This is a genomic window from Microbulbifer regidiadema (SeqCode) (genome assembly GCF_052467605.1).
On the sequence record NZ_CP174316.1, the window covers coordinates 508,216 to 525,023 of the forward strand.

Here is a 16,808-nt window from a genome sequence, read left to right on the forward strand (position 1 = left end):
GGGGGCAGGGGGACGTATAAGTTGCCAGGTAGTCGGTGGTGCGGGAAAAGATACGGCAAAAAAAGAGCGGGCTAAAAGCCCGCTCTTTTTGTTTTACTGAAGCTTATTGCCCCAATGTAAACAGCTGTGTGTTGCCGCCAGTGGCAACTGTATTGATGGTTTTGGTTTTTTCACTGGCAAAGCGGAACAGGTAGTGCGGGCCGCCGGCTTTGGGGCCGGTACCGGACAGGCCGTGGCCGCCGAAGGGGTTAACGCCTACGACAGCACCGACCATATCGCGGTTCACGTAGCAGTTGCCGACGTTGATACGCTTGAATACGGCATGGGCGCGGCCTTCGATGCGGGAGTGCAGCCCGAAGGTGAGGCCGTAGCCGGTGGCGTTAATGCGGTGGATTACATCTTCCAGTTCCTCGGCCTTGAAGCGGACTACATGTAGGAAGGGCCCAAACACTTCGCGCTTGAGTACGGAGAAGTCTTCGATCTCTACTACTTGCGGGCCGAAGAAGGTGCCTGCGCTGGGCTTTTTCGCTTCCTCGAAAGCAAATAGCGGCTTGGCTTCTTTCTCCATGCGCTCGCGGTGCGCTTCCAGCATACCGAGGGCTTTTTCATCGATAACCGGGCCGATATCGGTGTCCAGCTTGCCGGGATCACCGAGGGTCAACTCTTCACAGGCCCCTTTCAGCATATTGAGCAGGTTGTCGGCAATGACATCCTGTACGCACAAGATGCGCAGTGCGGAACAGCGTTGACCGGCGCTGAGGAAGGCAGACTGAATGACATCGTCCACCACCTGCTCGGGCAGGGCGGTGGAGTCTACGATCATGACGTTCTGGCCGCCGGTTTCGGCGATCAGCGGTACAATCGGGCCCTCTTTTGCCGCCAGCTGTTGGTTGATCAGGCGCGCAGTTTCGGTGGAGCCGGTGAAGGCCACGCCGCCCAGGCGCGGGTCTTCGATCAGCAATTGACCCACTGCGGCACCGGTACCGGTGATCAGGTGCAATACCTTGGGCGGTATGCCGGCGTCGAGCATCAGGCGCACTGCGTGTGCAGCGATGATCGGGGTCTGCTCGGCGGGCTTGGCTAGTACGGCATTACCGGCGGCGAGCGCGGCAACCACCTGGCCAGTAAAGATTGCCAGGGGGAAGTTCCAGGGGCTGATACACACAAAGGTGCCTCGGCCACTCAGGTACAGCTGGTTTTGCTCGCCAGTGGGGCCGGGCAGTTCGGTGGGTTCACTGAAGTGCTGGCGCGCGGCATTGGCGTAGTAGCGGCAGAAGTCGATGGCTTCGCGCACTTCACTGATACCGTCGTTCAGGGTGCGGCCCGCTTCAATACAAATAATTGCCGCCAGCTCATTGGCTTTTTCTTCGTAGAGATCTGCGACTTTATCGAGAATATCTGCGCGATGGTTGCCGCCCTGGCGATCCCAATCGATCTGCGCTTCAGTGGCAGCGGCATAGGCCTGTTCAATTAGGTGTTTATCGGTATTGGCAGTGTGGCCAATCTTTTCACCGGTTGCGGGGTTGTAAACCGGCTCTTCGGCTTCACCCATGGCGCCGTTGACAATGGGGCCACCGAGGAAGTGCTTTCCGCGCTGCTGCTCAAGTTCTTCCAACAGCGGGTTAACCGAGAGGGGGTCGGTCAGTTCGATGCCGTGTGAGTTTTTCCGTGGCAGGGCTTCTGCGCCCATATAAATATTCTCCGGGACAGGAATTTGTGGGTGACGGTAGGGATTGCAGGCTTCGCTTTGCTCCAGGGTATCCTGAACCAGGGCTTCAACCGGCGTATCCTCGTCCATAAAGCGGTTAACAAAGGAGCTATTAGCCCCGTTTTCCAGTAGGCGACGAACCAGGTAGGGCAGCAGGTCGCGGTGGGCACCGACCGGTGCGTAGACGCGCACGGGTACACGCTTGCCATGAACTGCTTCGATCTGCGCGTATAGCAGGTGGCCCATGCCGTGCAGGCGCTGGAATTCAAAATCGGTGCGGCCGTTGGCCAGCTGCAAAATCAGGCCGACGGTGTAGGCGTTATGGGTGGCAAATTGCGGGTAGATCGCATCGCCAGCATCCAGCAGTTTCTTCGCGCAAACCTGGTAAGAAAGGTCGGTGTGGCATTTGCGCGTGTACACCGGGTAGTCCGGCAGGCCCATTTGCTGGGAGTGTTTGATTTCACTATCCCAGTAGGCGCCTTTTACCAGGCGCACCATTAGCTTGCGGCCGGTATCGCGGCCCAGGGCAATCAGCCAGTCGGCGACATGGGGGGCGCGCTTTTGATAGGCCTGGAGCACAAAGCCCAGTCCCTGCCAGTCTTTTAATTCGGGGTCGCGGGCGAGCGCCTCGAAGATATCCAGAGAGATATCCAGGCGGTCCGCCTCTTCGGCATCGATATTCAAGCCCATGTCGTATTGGGCGGCGGCGACACACAGGCGCTTCACCTGGGGCAGCAACTCGCTCATTACGCGATCCCGCTGTAGCACACTGTAGCGGGGGTGCAGGGCGGATAGCTTGATCGAAATGCCGTTGGCTTCAACCACATCCCGCTGGGTGTTGTCCTTGCCGATGGCTTCGATCGCCATCATATAGGCATCGAAGTAGCGGTGGGCATCGGCCATGGTGCGAGCACCTTCGCCCAGCATATCGAAGGAGAAGCGGGTGCCGGGGAGGTTTTCCTTGGGACCGCGTTTCAGGGCTTCTTTGATGGTGCGGCCGAGTACGTATTGACCGCCCATGATTTTCATGGCCTGCATCATGGAAGTGCGCACCATCGGCTCACCGATACGGCTCACCAGGCGTTTCATCCAGTGAGAGGGGCGCTCAGTAATATCTGGGTCCAGCTCGACCACGCTGCCAGTGAGCATCAGCCCCCAGGTTGAGGCGTTCACAAACAGGGAGTCGGACTGGCCACGATGGCTGGACCAGTTGCCGGAATGCACTTTCTCGGCGATAAGTTTGTCGGCAGTATCGGCGTCCGGTACCCGGAGCAGGGACTCTGCCAGGCACATCAGGGCCACCCCTTCCTTGTTAGAAAGGCCGAACTGCTGGAGGAAAGCGTCCAGTGTTCCGCGCTTGCTGCGCTGCTGTCGCGAGTGGTGAACCAGTTCGCGCGAGGTGTTCAGGATCTTCTTGCGCATCTCGTCGCTGGGGCGTGGCGCGGCCAGTAGTTCGCTCACGCAGAGGTTTTCGTCGGCGTGCAAATACTCACGGGCCCGGTCTCGGGCATTCTGGAGGTCTCCGGCGAAGTTTGTCGACATATCGTCTCCCAAGCTCTATATCTAGGGTCAGAATAAAAGACCGGATTATGTGCGAAAATCCTTAGAATTAATCGCCATAATGTCGCCAGTTGTGGTTAAATATCACGCCTAATTGCGTGATTACCAGTAGGGTATTTTGTAATGTCTCGACAGTTGGAAGATCTAGATCGTATTGATCGCCAAATACTGCGAATTTTGCAGCGTCACGGCCGCCTGCCAAACGTGGAGTTGGCGCGCCGAGTTAACCTTAGTCCCACTCCCTGCCTTGAGCGAGTTAAGCGGCTAGAAAGAGAAGAGTTTATCCGCGACTACGTGGCGTTGCTCGATCCACTCAAAGTTCATGCGGGGTTGGTGGTCTATATCCAAGTGACCCTGAACAATACGGCAACTGAGGCCCTGGAAGCTTTTAACGAGCATGTGGCTGGCCTGGAAGAGGTCCAGGAGTGCCATATGGTTGCCGGAGGTTTTGATTATCTGGTGAAAATTCGGATCAAGGATATGCTGGGTTATCGCCGTTTCCTCGGTGAAAAGCTGGCATCGGTGCCGGGAGTCCGTGAAACCCACACTTATGTGGTGATGGAAGAGGTGAAGACTGATACTGCTGTGGCGGTACCTGACCCCGAGCCCGGTGTTAAAGGTTCGCGGCGCTAATTGAGCCCCGTCAAATATTCTGTGTGGAGCAGGAAAGCTGTAGCGATACCAAGGGTTGGTTTCTAGCGGGCCTGAATTCTCATCTCGGGCCACGATCATAGAGATTGATTGCTGATTTCATAGCTGAAAAGGTGGAATTGGCAACCATTGTCGGCGCAGTTTTTATTATGCTCGGCATAGCGATGCGGTACCAAGGCGGGTGCCGTGTGATTTGTCCGTAATAACTATAAATAGGTACTGTATGGATTTTTCACTGAGCGAAGAACAGCAGATGATTCAGGATGCGGCAAAGCAATTTGCCGACAGCGAACTGAAGCCGATTGCTGCCGAACTCGATAAAACTGGTGACAGGAAACTCTTGTTACAGAGGCTCAAGCAGTTGGCTGAGCTAGGTTTTATGGGCATCAATATCGATCCCAATTATGGCGGCACTGGCGCCGGCACCATAGCATTCTCCCTGGCAATTGCCGAGTTGGCGCGAGGCTGTGCCTCTGTGGCGACAACCACCTCAGTCACCAATATGGTGGCTGAAGTTATTCAGGCCGTGGGCTCAGAGGAGCAGCGCCAAAAATACCTTCCCAAAATCTGTAGCGGTGAATACCCGGCGGGTTCTTTCTGCCTTACCGAACCGGGCTCTGGATCGGATGCCGCCGCCATGCGTACCCGCGCGGACAAGCAGGGCGATGAATACGTTCTCAACGGCAGTAAGCTGTTTATCAGTAGTGCAGAATTTGCCGGTATTTTTGTTGTTTGGGCGGTAACAGATCCTGCCGCACCAAAAGGCAAAGGCATTTCCTGCTTCTTGGTCGAAGCTGGTACACCCGGTTTGGTGATCGGTAAGGCCGAAGAAAAAATGGGGCAGAAAGCCTCTGTTACCAATGAGGTTTCCTTCGACAACTGCCGTATTCCTGCCTCCCACCTGCTGGGTGACGAGAATCGAGGCTTCCGTATCGCAGCAGGCGAGCTTGCCGGCGGTAGAATCGGCATTGGTTCCCTGGCGCTGGGTATCGGCCTTGAAGCTTTAGACTGTGCCCGGGCCTACCTGCATGAGCGGGAGCAATTCGGTAAAAAGCTGGCGGAGTTCCAGGGGTTGCAGTGGCAGCTGGCTGATAAATATACAGAGTTGGAAGGTGCGCGACTGCTATTATTGCAAGCCGCCTGGCAGAAAGATGCGGGTATGGCCTTTGGCCCCGCCGCCTCAATGGGTAAGTTATTTGCCAGTGAGAAAGCGAATGAAGCCTGCTATTTAGCTCTGCAAATGCACGGTGGTGTGGGCTATACCCGTGAGTATCCGCTTGAGCGTATGAGTCGGGATGTGAGAATTACCACAATCTACGAAGGCACTAGTGAGATCCAACGCCTGATTATTGCCAGGCACTTGCTGGATGTGAGATAGCTTTATTGACCTGAGCCGGCGAAGTAAGCCGGCTTTTTATTTCTTTCTTCCTGTAAATCTAGTGGCTGTACCTCTGATACAGGTATAAATATCGGTCTGCTTAGTAGCTCTTTCTTTTTCTACTGCCCACATCGTCATAACGAGATTGGCTCGGGGTATGCTTGAAGATCTCTCTTTGCTGAATATACGTTAAGCTCTCGATAGCCTTATCTTGTTATAAAGTCTAGCTATCCGTAAATACATAAAGACGATTGTCGACGTTTAATACCTGATGCTTACCTATATCAATATACGGTATTTCCCAATGACAGTGCCCAAAAAGCACCAGGGAAGAACCTTGTGATTCTAAATAATCCCGAACCAGTGGCTCACCAATTTGACTGTTAAGCGGATCATCAGGGCCCTGATGTAAGAGTGTAATCTCTGTCTTGTTATTTACCGCTTTACGTAAAGCCTTATTAAACTCAGTGCTTGATTTTCTTTGATTCCTACCGCTGCGGCCAATTATCCCCGATACGCCGCCTATATTTAATCCGTTGATAGCCTGAATTTCGCCATCTAAAACTCTCACATTTGCCGCAAGAATTTCCTCTTGAACTGTATCATGGTTCCCGTGAACTCCAACAACATTTTCTGTTATTTCAGAAAAAGCATTCCAAACAGCTGTAACATCACCAGTTCCGCCCAACTTTTTACTGTCAGGATAGTCATACAGGTCTCCTGCCAGTAACACTAAATTAACTTCTGGGATTTCACCTAACTCCATTAATAGCAGAAGTTCTTCGGCTACAGCTTCACCGACTAACCGGTTACTCTTAATGTCAGCTTCCCTCCCTTGTAAATCCGAAACGGCCACAATTGCAGAGTAACCCTTGGGCAAGGCATCAACTTGCACCCTATAAAAAGGCAGGGTTAATGAACGAACCTCTCCACCTCTTCCCGAAGATCGATACATAATGTCATGAAAAGGTTTGTCTTCAATTTTTACAATCTTCATTTCAACCAAAATACGATGTTGATTTTTATAGCGCTGAGGCTGTGGTTTATGCGGGGGGGGCATCAAAGGGGGCAAAAATTCACCCGGTGAGGCCGCCTACAAACTTGAAATCCCTAGAGTGTTACGGTAAGCCCAGTATCTCTTGTTATTAATGTATCTGAGCTAGCCTGTAATAGATAGGGGCGAAGCGTATAGCACTTTGCCTTGCTTGTGCGATTTGTTAAGTTTCCTCAAAATAGTGCTCTAGATTATGAGCGATTTCTTGCTGCTCTTCAGGGTGAATCTGAAGCCTTATTTGTGTTTCCTGGCCTTTGCGAAGACAGAACAAAGTTAAACCGTTTTCATACGGCAAGAAACTGCAACTATAAAATTTTATGACTTCACCCTCGTCATAGGGGTTATAGTCATAGTCTCTGAATGGCTTTGCAATACGGTAATTCAGGCTTGCTTTTAGGTGGCCATATTGTTTATTGAGATTTTCTCTATTCATGCCCTGCTATTTAACACCATTGTCAATTACAAATCAAAGTTGAGCTACTGAAAAAGTTAGTATGAAAGCCCGAAACTTACTACGTATGGATGCGAGTGAATCACTGACTGTCACCTGCGGATCACCCGGTAAAAATTACTGGCGAAACGCAAAAGTTGAGGGTATTCATACTGCATTTAAAAATAACTTTCCCAAAGGGCGGACTTGATTTCGTTGCGTGACCGCTGGGTAGGAATTCATTATGGGGTGGTAGCTAGAAACTACCGGTCACCCAGTTTATCAATTTTTCAGCAGCTCCCTGATGGCTGGCACTGTGTGCTTCTCCGCAGGGTCACTACCATCTTTGTGATCGTGCTCGCTTTCATCAAATGCGCAATATGCTGAATAGCAGGGTTCTATAATTTCTAGATTATTCTCTATAACAAAGTCGAGCATTGCTGGCTATACACTATTCATTGCTGCATCAGCATCGACGTATGATACCTCGTCAGTTTCGAGCCTCTTTGTGAAAAGTTATGGCACAGAGTTAAATACTTCTGAAATTTCACAGCCCAATGTTTCGGTGCATTTTCCGAAGTCTCCCGGCTCACCTTCATCTCATTTTAGTTTTTCGTAAAGTTCTTCAATATTCATCTTGATGCAGAATGCCGGCAATACGGTCCGATATGGAGCAGCGAAGCTGCGGAATATAGGTCCAGTCAGTTTTTCTGGTGATAGTTCTTGGTGTTGTTAAGTACTACAGGCTCCACGGGGACGTGATATATAATTTGTCACTATCGTTTTGTAGCAGATAACGCTGATTGATAAAATGCCTCGAATATAGAAATACTGATAAGCACACCGCTGATATCAATAGTTTTATAAGGATTGCCTCTGAACTAGCCTCCATTTCTGTACCTTCAGGTGATGGTAAGATTGAAAGGAGTGTGTTAACTGCGTTGCTGGCACCTATGAAACCGACAATCCCACGCAAAACCCTTAAAATTATTATCATTTCACTGCCTTGTGATTTCTGCTTAACATCGTGCTCAGAAGTGTTTTGCTGTGGGCGAATTTTGCGTGAAAGGTGTACAGAGCAGGACATCTCCTGTAGTGATTGGTTATGATAAAGAAGGTTGCCATAACCCAAATAATTGTACCTACGATAGCCAGAGCCAAGCAGGCTTGCCAATTTCTGTTAGCATGAGATTTTGAGTGGCACCGATAATTATCAGTACAGAAAAGCTTATCAGAAATGCTGAGCTAACTCTACTATAGACCCTGATTTCTTCCTGAGCGGAAGCGGTTGACTTTCTTATATCAATAATATTCATTTGGATATTATACGGAGCTATAGGTCCGCCTAGTTAATAAACACTGGGTCAATACAGGTACGGAGTAGTGTTAGCAAGAGTGTAGGTAAAATTTAACTTACTACCTGGAAATGGCCGGCCGTAAAAAACTATCTATCTAGGCCGGCTTGGTGAGATCTAAAATCGAGTGCCTCTGCGTGCTCGATAGACTATTTATGATTTAATATTTTCTTGCCTCTCTTAATAAGTAAGCACCTGTCCTGTAGAGGAAGCTCTCTGAGCGGGACGTCGAGGACGTCCCGACCATGTATTTGCTAGGCCTTATTTGCAACTAATTTAACTGATCGATATGTAATATAATAAAGGCTAAAAAAGCCAACAAACATCACGGAAATGAATGTTGTAAGTATTTGTGTGATTTCGGCGCCCCAAACAGTTACCCCAATTATGCACGATATATATGCAATCTGTATAAAAAAACATATGATTGCTGGAAGAGGATTTCCAGATTCGGCACTCTTATCAGACCACCTTTTTATTGGGCCTGTAGATACGGAATACGACCATATCAATGCAGGAATTATACTGGAATGGTTGGTCTGCTCCATACAAAAAGCAAGTACAGTAATACACCAGGCGCTTAGTATAAAGAAAATATATAGTACGGATAAGATGCTTAATATATAGAGTGGAAAATTCTTATATTTCCCCAAAGAGCCCTTTCCAATTTCGCCGAAAATATCTCCAGGGATTAATGCTAAGTATAACCCGATTCCTGAAAGGAGTAAGACAAGTGCCCCATACCCAATTAGCGCCCACTCTCCCAGTATGGCAAGCCAAATGCCGGATATAAATCCACCGAAAAGATTTAGCAAGCCCATCGGTACAGTTAATACTATGAGAATTTTTTGTAACCCGTTCATTAGTCTTACTCCATTGCGTCTGATATTTTTCTTCAAAAATGGTATCTATTTATCACGCCTGTTTATACTTCGAGGGTCTGCTCAACTGAAGCTCCTAATAAGGTCGAGCAATCAACGCCCCCCAAATTGGTACAGGTGCTTAAATAGAGGGGGAGGGTAAAGCAGCTTCTATATACTTTAAAACTATTTTGGATACCCAGCAAAGAAAAAGTTTAAGGTGTCATGCCCATGGATACAATACTGAGACCACAATAAAACACTGGATATTGAAATTATTGAATCTCTATCTTGCAATATAGTCTAGCCGTTCACAAATACCTCTTGATCGACACCTTACCGTCACCGTATGCATAAGGCACTCTTTTGCGAAATGGTCTTTGACTTTTGGGGAGTTATAAGCGCCGGTACCAGTAGATTGAGACTGGGGTACAAAAAATGGTTGGCATCTTTATACTAGAACGTTTCTGAATAATTTTGTAGCGCCCCTGAAAGTTCCAAAAAGCGAGTCTTTAAGGCTATTTGGAGGTTCCCTAGAGCTTTTAGCTTATACAATGATGAGTAATCACTATCATATCGGGCTCTATATCGACTGTTAAGATGATCACAAATAAAGTCGATAGTACTGATGGGTGACTTTTAGTACTTTCGTACTTTTAAATTCCGTCCTCAAGGCTCAAAGAGGTTATTATTTTTTACGGAGCGCCTGATAGAGTCAGTAGGATTTGTGTGTGACTGAAATAAGCAGATTCTCTGAAAGCCAATGTGGAAGTTAAGTGTAGTGATCGCTGTTAGGTGAGTCGTTTCGCCCCCCTCAGGATCTGCTGGGCAAGAGCTATTGTAGTACTTGATTTTTCACTTGGAATTAACGCCTAAAGCACCTGAAGGAAATGATATTGAAGTGACTGTTTTTATGTTAGGTGCTTTTATTTTTTACATGTTGTCTTCTCGAGTTAATAATTTATTGGAAAAGAGGGTCAGAATGGCTGGCGGTATAAGCCATTAAACCACCGCCTGAAATTTCTCTATGAGTTGAAAGTGAACAGGGCCTCAAGTCTATCTTTGAATTATATTGAGCTTAACTAATTCAAGGTTAGAGCGCTCAGGCAGTCCGTCAGCAAGCACAGATCAATATAAATAATATGAAGTCTGTAAAGATGTTTGCGCTTGAGTTATTAAACATTACGCTTCCTTGCGTGTTTAAAAATTTAGTATGGGTTGCACAGGTGAGAGAAGCGCGGTGCAGGAAGTTCTCCCAAAAATAAATGCTATTTTATATTTTCCTTAAGTAGTCATCCTCCTGTGTTTATTTTGACTTAAATTGCCCGTATAGCTCTTGGGGTGTCTCGTCAAAGTATTTGAATAATGCAGGGCAAAGCCAGGCCTCTTTGTCCAGGGCTTTGGAATAATACCAATTGCCGCCAAATTCCTCTCGATCCCATGTGAGCTCTAATTGGTAGCCTGGGAACTTGGCGCCAGAAAATAGCAAATTAAACCCATTCTCTGCATCGGAGATTTCCTTTGTCATGATGTCAATCAGGCCATTAGCATCGTCTATAAATGGCTCTCGCACTAGACCTACATTGGGGTCATCAAATACCCATATTCCCTCTACCTTATACGGATGGATTATCATTATTGAATTCATTTAAATTTACCTTGAGGAGTTTAACATTAAAATAAATGCTGCGCTGCTAGGTGTGTCCAGTGGAGCGGTGTAGCAGCGGGATGAGCTATGGCGCTGCTGAAAAAGATAGAAAGGCTTCAGCAGTTTTTTTAGGGCTTTCTATCATTGGTAAATGACCAATGTTATTCATCAGATCAACTTCCGCATGTGAAATAGCTTGCTTAAGGGTATTGGCCCCTGAAACATGCAAAACTCTGTCTTTGTTACCCCATGTGACAAGGACTGAGCCTTTATAAGCGCTCAATGTTTGTTCAAGCGGTGAGTCTGGCTGTGGAACTCCATTTTTCATTCTATGTATTTGCCCGAAGATTTTGGTGTTTAGCGCAACTCTGGCTTCGGCCTTTGACGCCAAATGCTGTATAATTGGCTTAGGTACAAAAGGCGGCTCAACAAACAAGAAATCAAACAGTTGGAGAAATTCTGACTCTGTTCGAGGTAAAACTACAGGGTGCTGGCCGTTTATAATGGAAGAAAACATTTCACTTCTTTCGGTCCCTGCAACGCCAAAGGGACTGATTAGCCACAAATTGTCGACTTTCTCCGGAAATTGTGCTGCATAGTTTCCCGCAATGTAACCTCCCATTGAACTACCCACTAAGTCAACTTTTTCGATTTTGAGTGCTTTTAATATCTTGTCAACTCTGGCTACTTGTGAAAACACATCATAATCAAGTTCAATATTGCTCGTGCTGTTTCCAAAACCTGGCAGGTCAATTGCAATAATTTCGAAATTTTTACTTAAATGCCCGGCGACTCTATTCCAGTTATCTTTATCAGCACCAAACCCATGAAGTAAAACTAATGGTGTCCCACTTCCGCCATGTAGATACTCAATATGAAGGTCTCCCACTTCAAGTTGCTTCAATTCAAGTCCGGCGATACTGCGTTCTGCACTAATCATGAATTTAAATAACGTTGAGGTTGGAGTTATCACATATGTCAATAGGGTAATCGCTAACACCCCTAAAAGTATCGCTACACCTTTCCTTTTCATTTGTAAGCTCCCTGAATATTTTTATTTTATGTGGTATAAGGTCGATTTAAGAGAAAATCTTACTTCTGTGATTGAGTTTATTGTCTTTAGTCATGTTTTGCTAGAAGTTCTAGCTCAAGAGGGGTCTTGACTTTGTCGGGGCTATTTACTTTGTTTATGACCGCTCTATTGTCGCCAAGCCTAGAAGGTCAAACTTAACCAAGGTAGACACAGCTAAGCTCAAAATATCTCTCCTCAAGTAGATGCTTTGCATGGTGATAGCTTAGTGTTGTCTGAGTAGAAAGCGCCATTGAGAAAATATGAAGACCTTTGATCTAGAGTGAATTTATGCTTGATGTTTAGTGCATTGGTAGCCGAAATATGGTGTCGACTGCTCGGTCTGATTTTTTGATGGCGGTCATGCTGCAGTTTGTTATGTGGATCAGCTCAATTCAAAACCGCAGCTCTTGCAAAACTTAGGACTTAAGCCTTTGCCTAGATAGTTTTCACACCCTGGGCATCGCCAATTAAATTTAGAAAAAATTAAATACAGGGCCACAGCTAAGGAGCATCCGGCCATCCAGAATACTATAGGTAAGCCGCCAAAGGTCTCGACTCCACCTTCCATTGCTTCAAGTGAAGCAAAAATACCAATGAGAGCAGGAGTAAAGATAATACTCCCTATAATCTGCTTCTTGCGTAACTTATTAAATTTATCGTTCATCTAATTATTTTATCCATATAGTGTTTGTTCTGTGCTTTATACACGCCTTTGAATCCTATTCAAAGTCCCGCATAGATAAATAGTCCAGCCTCCTTTTGAGTGTGTAAAATTTACTCAGCTAGACTGGTTGAAGTCTGAAATTTCTTGAGCTTTATGATAAAGTTAGCGGTGTACTCACTGAAACTTTCTCGGCAGCTGTAGTAGTCTAATGATTCATAGGAATGCTGGGCTACAATAGCGGGCGAAGAGGGCTCCGCTTAGCAGGGCCCGATTGACTTTTTTCTATACATTACTTGATTGATATCCAGATATCTTTGTTTTCATGTTCGCCGTATATTGATTTTTTATGAATGTTTTCCTTATTGGATACTAATCCTAGTGATCTTTTTTCAATATTGTTGAGGTTGTTCACTTTCTCCTCAAGATTAACCGATGTCAGGCCTTGATTGTTTTCAAAATTCCCTTGTGCATACAGTGTATGGTGGTATGTATCATTTTTATTTACAATTCCTTTGTGCATATGTTTTGTTGGGAAAAATAATTGCCCATCATCATCTTTCCTAAACCAAAAAGCCATGGGGTGTACCTTTGCTTTCCCAGCTTTTAGTTTGAAAACTACAAACCCATAATTTGAATATTCTGGCGCTTGCTCAAAAAAAGTATCACTTAAGCTGAATCTGGAATCTAAACGCCTAAAATCATTGGGGGTTGGTACGAAAGAGGCTTCATAGGCTCCTACTTCATGTACCTCTATTGGGCTGTCTGCGCTTAAACAGTCCTGAAGGTATACTGCCGGCCATTGGAGAAATAAACTCTCAATGTCATCGAAAATATTCGAATAACTGGAAAGATCGATAAACTCTACGGGGGCGCCACTTGTAAAATTAGAGACTGGAATAGGTAATACCATCGCAGTTTCATCTTTTGCGGAGAGGTACATATCATAAATAATCAGCTGTCGTGAACCGTCTTGTCGAGAGAATATTCTCGTGTTTTCTACCGACTCAACTTCACCAGTAAAAATGCACATTTTCTTAATCTCCTAAGTTTATATGGTAGCCTAATGGGCTGCGCTACTAGGCATCAGCTTGATTAAAGTGTTGTCTATTTTTTGCCAACTTATGTAGTGTAAAGTAATGGGGCTTTATAATTGAATTGCTGACCTGCTGGGAGTAGGAAGGGTGGTTCTATTTTTGGAGTCTTGTCAAGTTTTCGATTCGAAGTAAACTCAAAGGTATTACCTGCTGCATCACCACAAACAAGCCCCACTAATGATCTGATTATCCTGTCTTCCAAACTAACTCCACTCCTTAATTTTCCCAAACCAACGGATGTCGCTATAAATGGATGCGGAAGTAATACGTAGGGAGTCCGCTGTAGGGCGATATGTTATACACACATTTTTAATCCTATTCAAAGCCTTATAAAGAGAAATAGCCCAATTCCCCAAAATTTAGTGTGTCACTACACTGTCGTATTTAAGCGTACCGCAAAGAAAGTAACCCCACTACATTCGCTCTAGTCTATTCATCGGATAGAAACGTCCTTGTTAGCCTATATGAAGAGAGTACTCTCGTACCTGAATGGTGGGTTTGCTCAGTGGGATGTTGAGGTAGCTCTCAAGTTGGCAGTATAGTGCTGCGAAGTAGGAAGGCTTTATATTCAGTTTACCGGCCTGCCTGCCGGGTGAAATGCAGGCAGGCCGGTATCCTTGATATTTTACTGTTTGTGAAAATATTAAACGCCACTTTCTGCTGCGGTGACTTCGCTGCCAACTTCCCCAGAAGTCAGATCGCTCTTATTGCTGGGGGTAAAGGTTAAAAATTCGTCTTCAATGGCTGAGTCAAGGAGGATCTTGCAGTCTTCCTCATAGTTATTTAACAGGCGCCATGGGTAGCGTGTTCCCTGTCGGGGAAGCTCTCCATTAGCTCGCTTTACATAGCCGGAATTGAGGCTGCTCATCACGGAGTCTTGTTCGGCACAGCCCTCACTATCTACGGCGGTACACACCTGGTAGCTGTGCGTGTCCATATGTTTGAGCAGCCTGCAAATGTAACGGGCGCTAATGTCCGCTTTGAGTGTCCAGGGGGCATTGGTGTAGCCGAACACCCATGAGATGTTCGGTACTCCCTCCATAAGTATGGCCTTGTAGGTGAGTTTTTCGTTGACCGCTATGGGGTTACCATCAATAAAGAGCTTGATACCACCCAGTACTTGTAATTTTAGGCCGGTGGCACTGATGATAATGTCCGCATCTAATTGCTGCCCGGACTTAAGCTGGATACCTTGTTGGGTGAAGGTTTGTATTTCATCGGTGACAACAGAGACTTTTCCAGAGCAGATTGAAGAGAATAGGTCTCCATCGGGAACTGCGCACAGGCGTTGATCCCAGGGTTTGTAACTGGGTTCAAAGTGACTAAGGTCAAAATTGTCCGGGAGACTTTTTTTCACATCTTTCAATAGTAATTTTCTAATAAAATTAGGCCAGCGCTTGGCGGCTTTAAATATCCAGCGTTGCAGCTTGATATTGCGCCAGCGACCGAGTCTGTGAACCCAGGACTCTGGGAGTAATTTTGATAGTGCGCGTGAAATCTTGTCGATTGATGGAATCGAAATGATATAACTTGGAGAGCGTTGCAACATGGTGACATGTTGGGCAGTGGTGGCGAGGGAGGGGACTAGAGTGATTGCGGTAGCTCCGCTGCCGATCACAGCAATGCGCTTATCGCAATAGTCCAGTTTTTCTGGCCAGTGCTGAGGATGTATCAATTCCCCTCGATAGCGCTCCACGCCGGGGTATTGGGGTAAGTAGCCCTCTTTGTGATCGTAGTATCCAGTGCAGGCAATCAAAAAGTTGCAGCTGTATCGCAGTGGGGTGCCGGATACGGTTTTATGGCCTTTCAGTATCCATATGCGCTCGCGGTTGCACCAATTCGCCGCAGTTAAATTGACTCCAAAGTGAATCCGCTTTTTAACGTCGAATTGCTCCGCAGTGGTCTCAATATACTTTTGGATGGCTGGGCCGTCTGCGAGTATCTTTTCTCCAGACCAGGGGCGGAAATCATAGCCGAAACTGTACATATCCGAATCGGATCGAATGCCGGGGTATTTAAATAGGTCCCAGGTGCCCCCCATCTGTGCTCGGCGCTCAATAATGGCAAAGCTGCGCCCAGGGCATTCGCGATTTAAATGACAGGCCATGCCCACTCCAGATAGTCCCGCGCCGATAATCAATACATCGAAATGAGTCGATTTCACAATGCCTTTCCCTCGCCTGGTTTCATGCTCTATAGACTGGGTAGATGTGCCAATAAATTATTGTTAGATTGCGACAAATCATTGTCTTTCCACGCCGCAGGGATGGGGAGGAAGTTGTGAGTAGCTTTGTGCGGGCCAGTATTCTGTCTGGCTACTGTGAACTCTTGGAGCAGCTTGGGGGTAGAGGGGAGGTTTACCTGGCTGAATTCGGTATGCCTTGTGATATCGGCCCAGCAGATAGTCGCTTTCTATCATTTGTCGACGTTGCGCGCTTGCTGGAAATTTCCGCCGCTCGATTGTGTTGTCCTGACTTGGGGCTGCGCCTCGCTTTACAGCAGGGGGTAGATCGCCTGGGTGGGATAGGGGTTGTGGCATGCAATGCTGCTACTCCCCGACAAGCGCTGCTCTCAGTTAGGCGCTTTCTCTCTCTGCACAGTTCATCTCTGAGCTTGCATCTCCAGCCACTTGGCGCTGGAAAGGTTTTGCGTATAGCCTTTGATTGGCTGGACCCGGCGCTTGGTCGTTACCGCCAGATTCAGGAGCAAGTCTTGGGGAATACACTGACAATGATACGGATGTTGGTGGAGTCTGAGTGTTGTCCACAGAAGGTATTGTTGCCCCATGGCCCGCAAATGGCGGGGGAAGACTACTGCAATTACTTTGGCTGTGAGGTCCTGTTTAGCTCGGGTTACTGCGCGATAGATTTCTCTGCTGGGTTGCTGGATATGTCACTACCTTCGGCCGATCCAGTAGTTGAGCGACTGGCCGCTCACCACTTGGAGCAGGAGAGCGCGACACTGCCTGTTGCCCTTGCTATAGAGATCCGGCAGCTGCTCAGTGAAATATTGCCTAGTGGTCGATCACAACTGGGTGTAGTGGCTGAGTCTCTGAGGCTTCACCCGAGGACATTGCAGCGTCGTCTCGCTGCGGAGGGGTTGAGGTTTGAGGAGTTGCTGGATGCTGTGCGGAGGGAGCTCGCGACTCGATACTTGTCTGATGCCAGTTTGGCTTTAGGGCAGATTACAGGCCTGTTGGGGTACTCTGAGCAGAGTACATTCCAGCGTGCCTGCCGCCGCTGGTTTGCCGATACCCCTAGAAATTATCGCAGGCGTCTAACCGGCGCTATATCCGGGGCGCGCTCGGGATCACAGTAAAGGTCGGTCATCCTGC

12 protein-coding genes are annotated in these 16,808 nt (G+C 47.3%); 3 read left to right on the forward strand and 9 right to left on the reverse strand.

Annotation, left to right across the window (positions count from 1 at the left end):
• Window positions 1–103 precede the first annotated feature (103 nt).
• Window positions 104–3,250, reverse strand: a complete 3,147-nt coding sequence (putA, locus tag ACJJIF_RS03065) for a bifunctional proline dehydrogenase/L-glutamate gamma-semialdehyde dehydrogenase PutA (RefSeq protein ID WP_444930777.1) — start codon at window positions 3,248–3,250, stop codon at window positions 104–106.
• A gap of 141 nt (window positions 3,251–3,391) precedes the next feature.
• Here putA and ACJJIF_RS03070 point away from each other — a divergent pair, with 141 nt between their 5' ends.
• Together ACJJIF_RS03070 and ACJJIF_RS03075 are read left to right on the forward strand one after the other, a co-directional pair.
• On the forward strand, window positions 3,392–3,901 hold the full coding sequence (locus ACJJIF_RS03070) for an Lrp/AsnC ligand binding domain-containing protein (RefSeq protein WP_444930778.1): 510 nt from the start codon (window positions 3,392–3,394) through the stop codon (window positions 3,899–3,901).
• Window positions 3,902–4,142: 241 nt separating this feature from the next.
• Entirely contained in the window at window positions 4,143–5,297 is a 1,155-nt protein-coding gene (locus ACJJIF_RS03075; RefSeq protein WP_444930779.1) for an acyl-CoA dehydrogenase family protein, read from the forward strand.
• Between the two features lie 223 nt (window positions 5,298–5,520).
• Here ACJJIF_RS03075 and ACJJIF_RS03080 read toward each other — a convergent pair whose 3' ends face one another.
• From ACJJIF_RS03080 to ACJJIF_RS03115, 8 genes are all read right to left on the reverse strand, one after another.
• The gene (locus ACJJIF_RS03080; protein ID WP_444930780.1) at window positions 5,521–6,369 is read right to left on the reverse strand and encodes a metallophosphoesterase family protein; all 849 of its coding nucleotides are present in this window, start codon (window positions 6,367–6,369) and stop codon (window positions 5,521–5,523) included.
• 145 nt (window positions 6,370–6,514) lie between these two features.
• Window positions 6,515–6,784, reverse strand: a complete 270-nt coding sequence (locus ACJJIF_RS03085; RefSeq protein WP_444930781.1) for a DUF3601 domain-containing protein — start codon at window positions 6,782–6,784, stop codon at window positions 6,515–6,517.
• Between the two features lie 1,606 nt (window positions 6,785–8,390).
• Window positions 8,391–8,999, reverse strand: a complete 609-nt coding sequence (locus ACJJIF_RS03090; RefSeq protein ID WP_444930782.1) for a hypothetical protein — start codon at window positions 8,997–8,999, stop codon at window positions 8,391–8,393.
• 1,303 nt (window positions 9,000–10,302) lie between these two features.
• Window positions 10,303–10,644 carry a DUF6717 family protein gene (locus ACJJIF_RS03095; protein WP_444930783.1) on the reverse strand — a complete coding sequence of 114 codons (342 nt, stop codon included), beginning with the start codon at window positions 10,642–10,644 and terminating at the stop codon, window positions 10,303–10,305.
• 85 nt (window positions 10,645–10,729) lie between these two features.
• Window positions 10,730–11,677 carry an alpha/beta fold hydrolase gene (locus tag ACJJIF_RS03100; RefSeq protein WP_444930784.1) on the reverse strand — a complete coding sequence of 316 codons (948 nt, stop codon included), beginning with the start codon at window positions 11,675–11,677 and terminating at the stop codon, window positions 10,730–10,732.
• Between the two features lie 421 nt (window positions 11,678–12,098).
• Complete coding sequence (locus ACJJIF_RS03105) at window positions 12,099–12,380, reverse strand: hypothetical protein (RefSeq protein ID WP_444930785.1); 282 nt, start codon at window positions 12,378–12,380, stop codon at window positions 12,099–12,101.
• 289 nt (window positions 12,381–12,669) lie between these two features.
• A complete protein-coding gene (locus ACJJIF_RS03110) occupies window positions 12,670–13,410 on the reverse strand; it encodes a hypothetical protein (protein ID WP_444930786.1) in 741 nt (246 codons plus the stop codon).
• A 707-nt stretch (window positions 13,411–14,117) separates the two neighbouring features.
• Window positions 14,118–15,638, reverse strand: a complete 1,521-nt coding sequence (locus tag ACJJIF_RS03115) for a flavin-containing monooxygenase (RefSeq protein ID WP_444930787.1) — start codon at window positions 15,636–15,638, stop codon at window positions 14,118–14,120.
• A 116-nt stretch (window positions 15,639–15,754) separates the two neighbouring features.
• On the opposite strand from ACJJIF_RS03115, the gene ACJJIF_RS03120 reads away from it, so the two are divergent.
• Window positions 15,755–16,792, forward strand: a complete 1,038-nt coding sequence (locus tag ACJJIF_RS03120) for a helix-turn-helix domain-containing protein (RefSeq protein ID WP_444930788.1) — start codon at window positions 15,755–15,757, stop codon at window positions 16,790–16,792.
• Window positions 16,793–16,808: the final 16 nt, after the last annotated feature.

What these genes read in the sequence shown, in the direction of transcription:
- putA (WP_444930777.1), bottom strand. Translation starts at nt 3,250, where the DNA reads ATGTCGACAAACTTCGCCGGAGACCTCCAGAATGCCCGAGACCGGGCC.
- ACJJIF_RS03070 (WP_444930778.1), top strand. Translation starts at nt 3,392, where the DNA reads ATGTCTCGACAGTTGGAAGATCTAGATCGTATTGATCGCCAAATACTG.
- ACJJIF_RS03075 (WP_444930779.1), top strand. Translation starts at nt 4,143, where the DNA reads ATGGATTTTTCACTGAGCGAAGAACAGCAGATGATTCAGGATGCGGCA.
- ACJJIF_RS03085 (WP_444930781.1), bottom strand. Translation starts at nt 6,784, where the DNA reads ATGAATAGAGAAAATCTCAATAAACAATATGGCCACCTAAAAGCAAGC.
- ACJJIF_RS03090 (WP_444930782.1), bottom strand. Translation starts at nt 8,999, where the DNA reads ATGAACGGGTTACAAAAAATTCTCATAGTATTAACTGTACCGATGGGC.
- ACJJIF_RS03095 (WP_444930783.1), bottom strand. Translation starts at nt 10,644, where the DNA reads ATGAATTCAATAATGATAATCCATCCGTATAAGGTAGAGGGAATATGG.
- ACJJIF_RS03100 (WP_444930784.1), bottom strand. Translation starts at nt 11,677, where the DNA reads ATGAAAAGGAAAGGTGTAGCGATACTTTTAGGGGTGTTAGCGATTACC.
- ACJJIF_RS03105 (WP_444930785.1), bottom strand. Translation starts at nt 12,380, where the DNA reads ATGAACGATAAATTTAATAAGTTACGCAAGAAGCAGATTATAGGGAGT.
- ACJJIF_RS03110 (WP_444930786.1), bottom strand. Translation starts at nt 13,410, where the DNA reads ATGTGCATTTTTACTGGTGAAGTTGAGTCGGTAGAAAACACGAGAATA.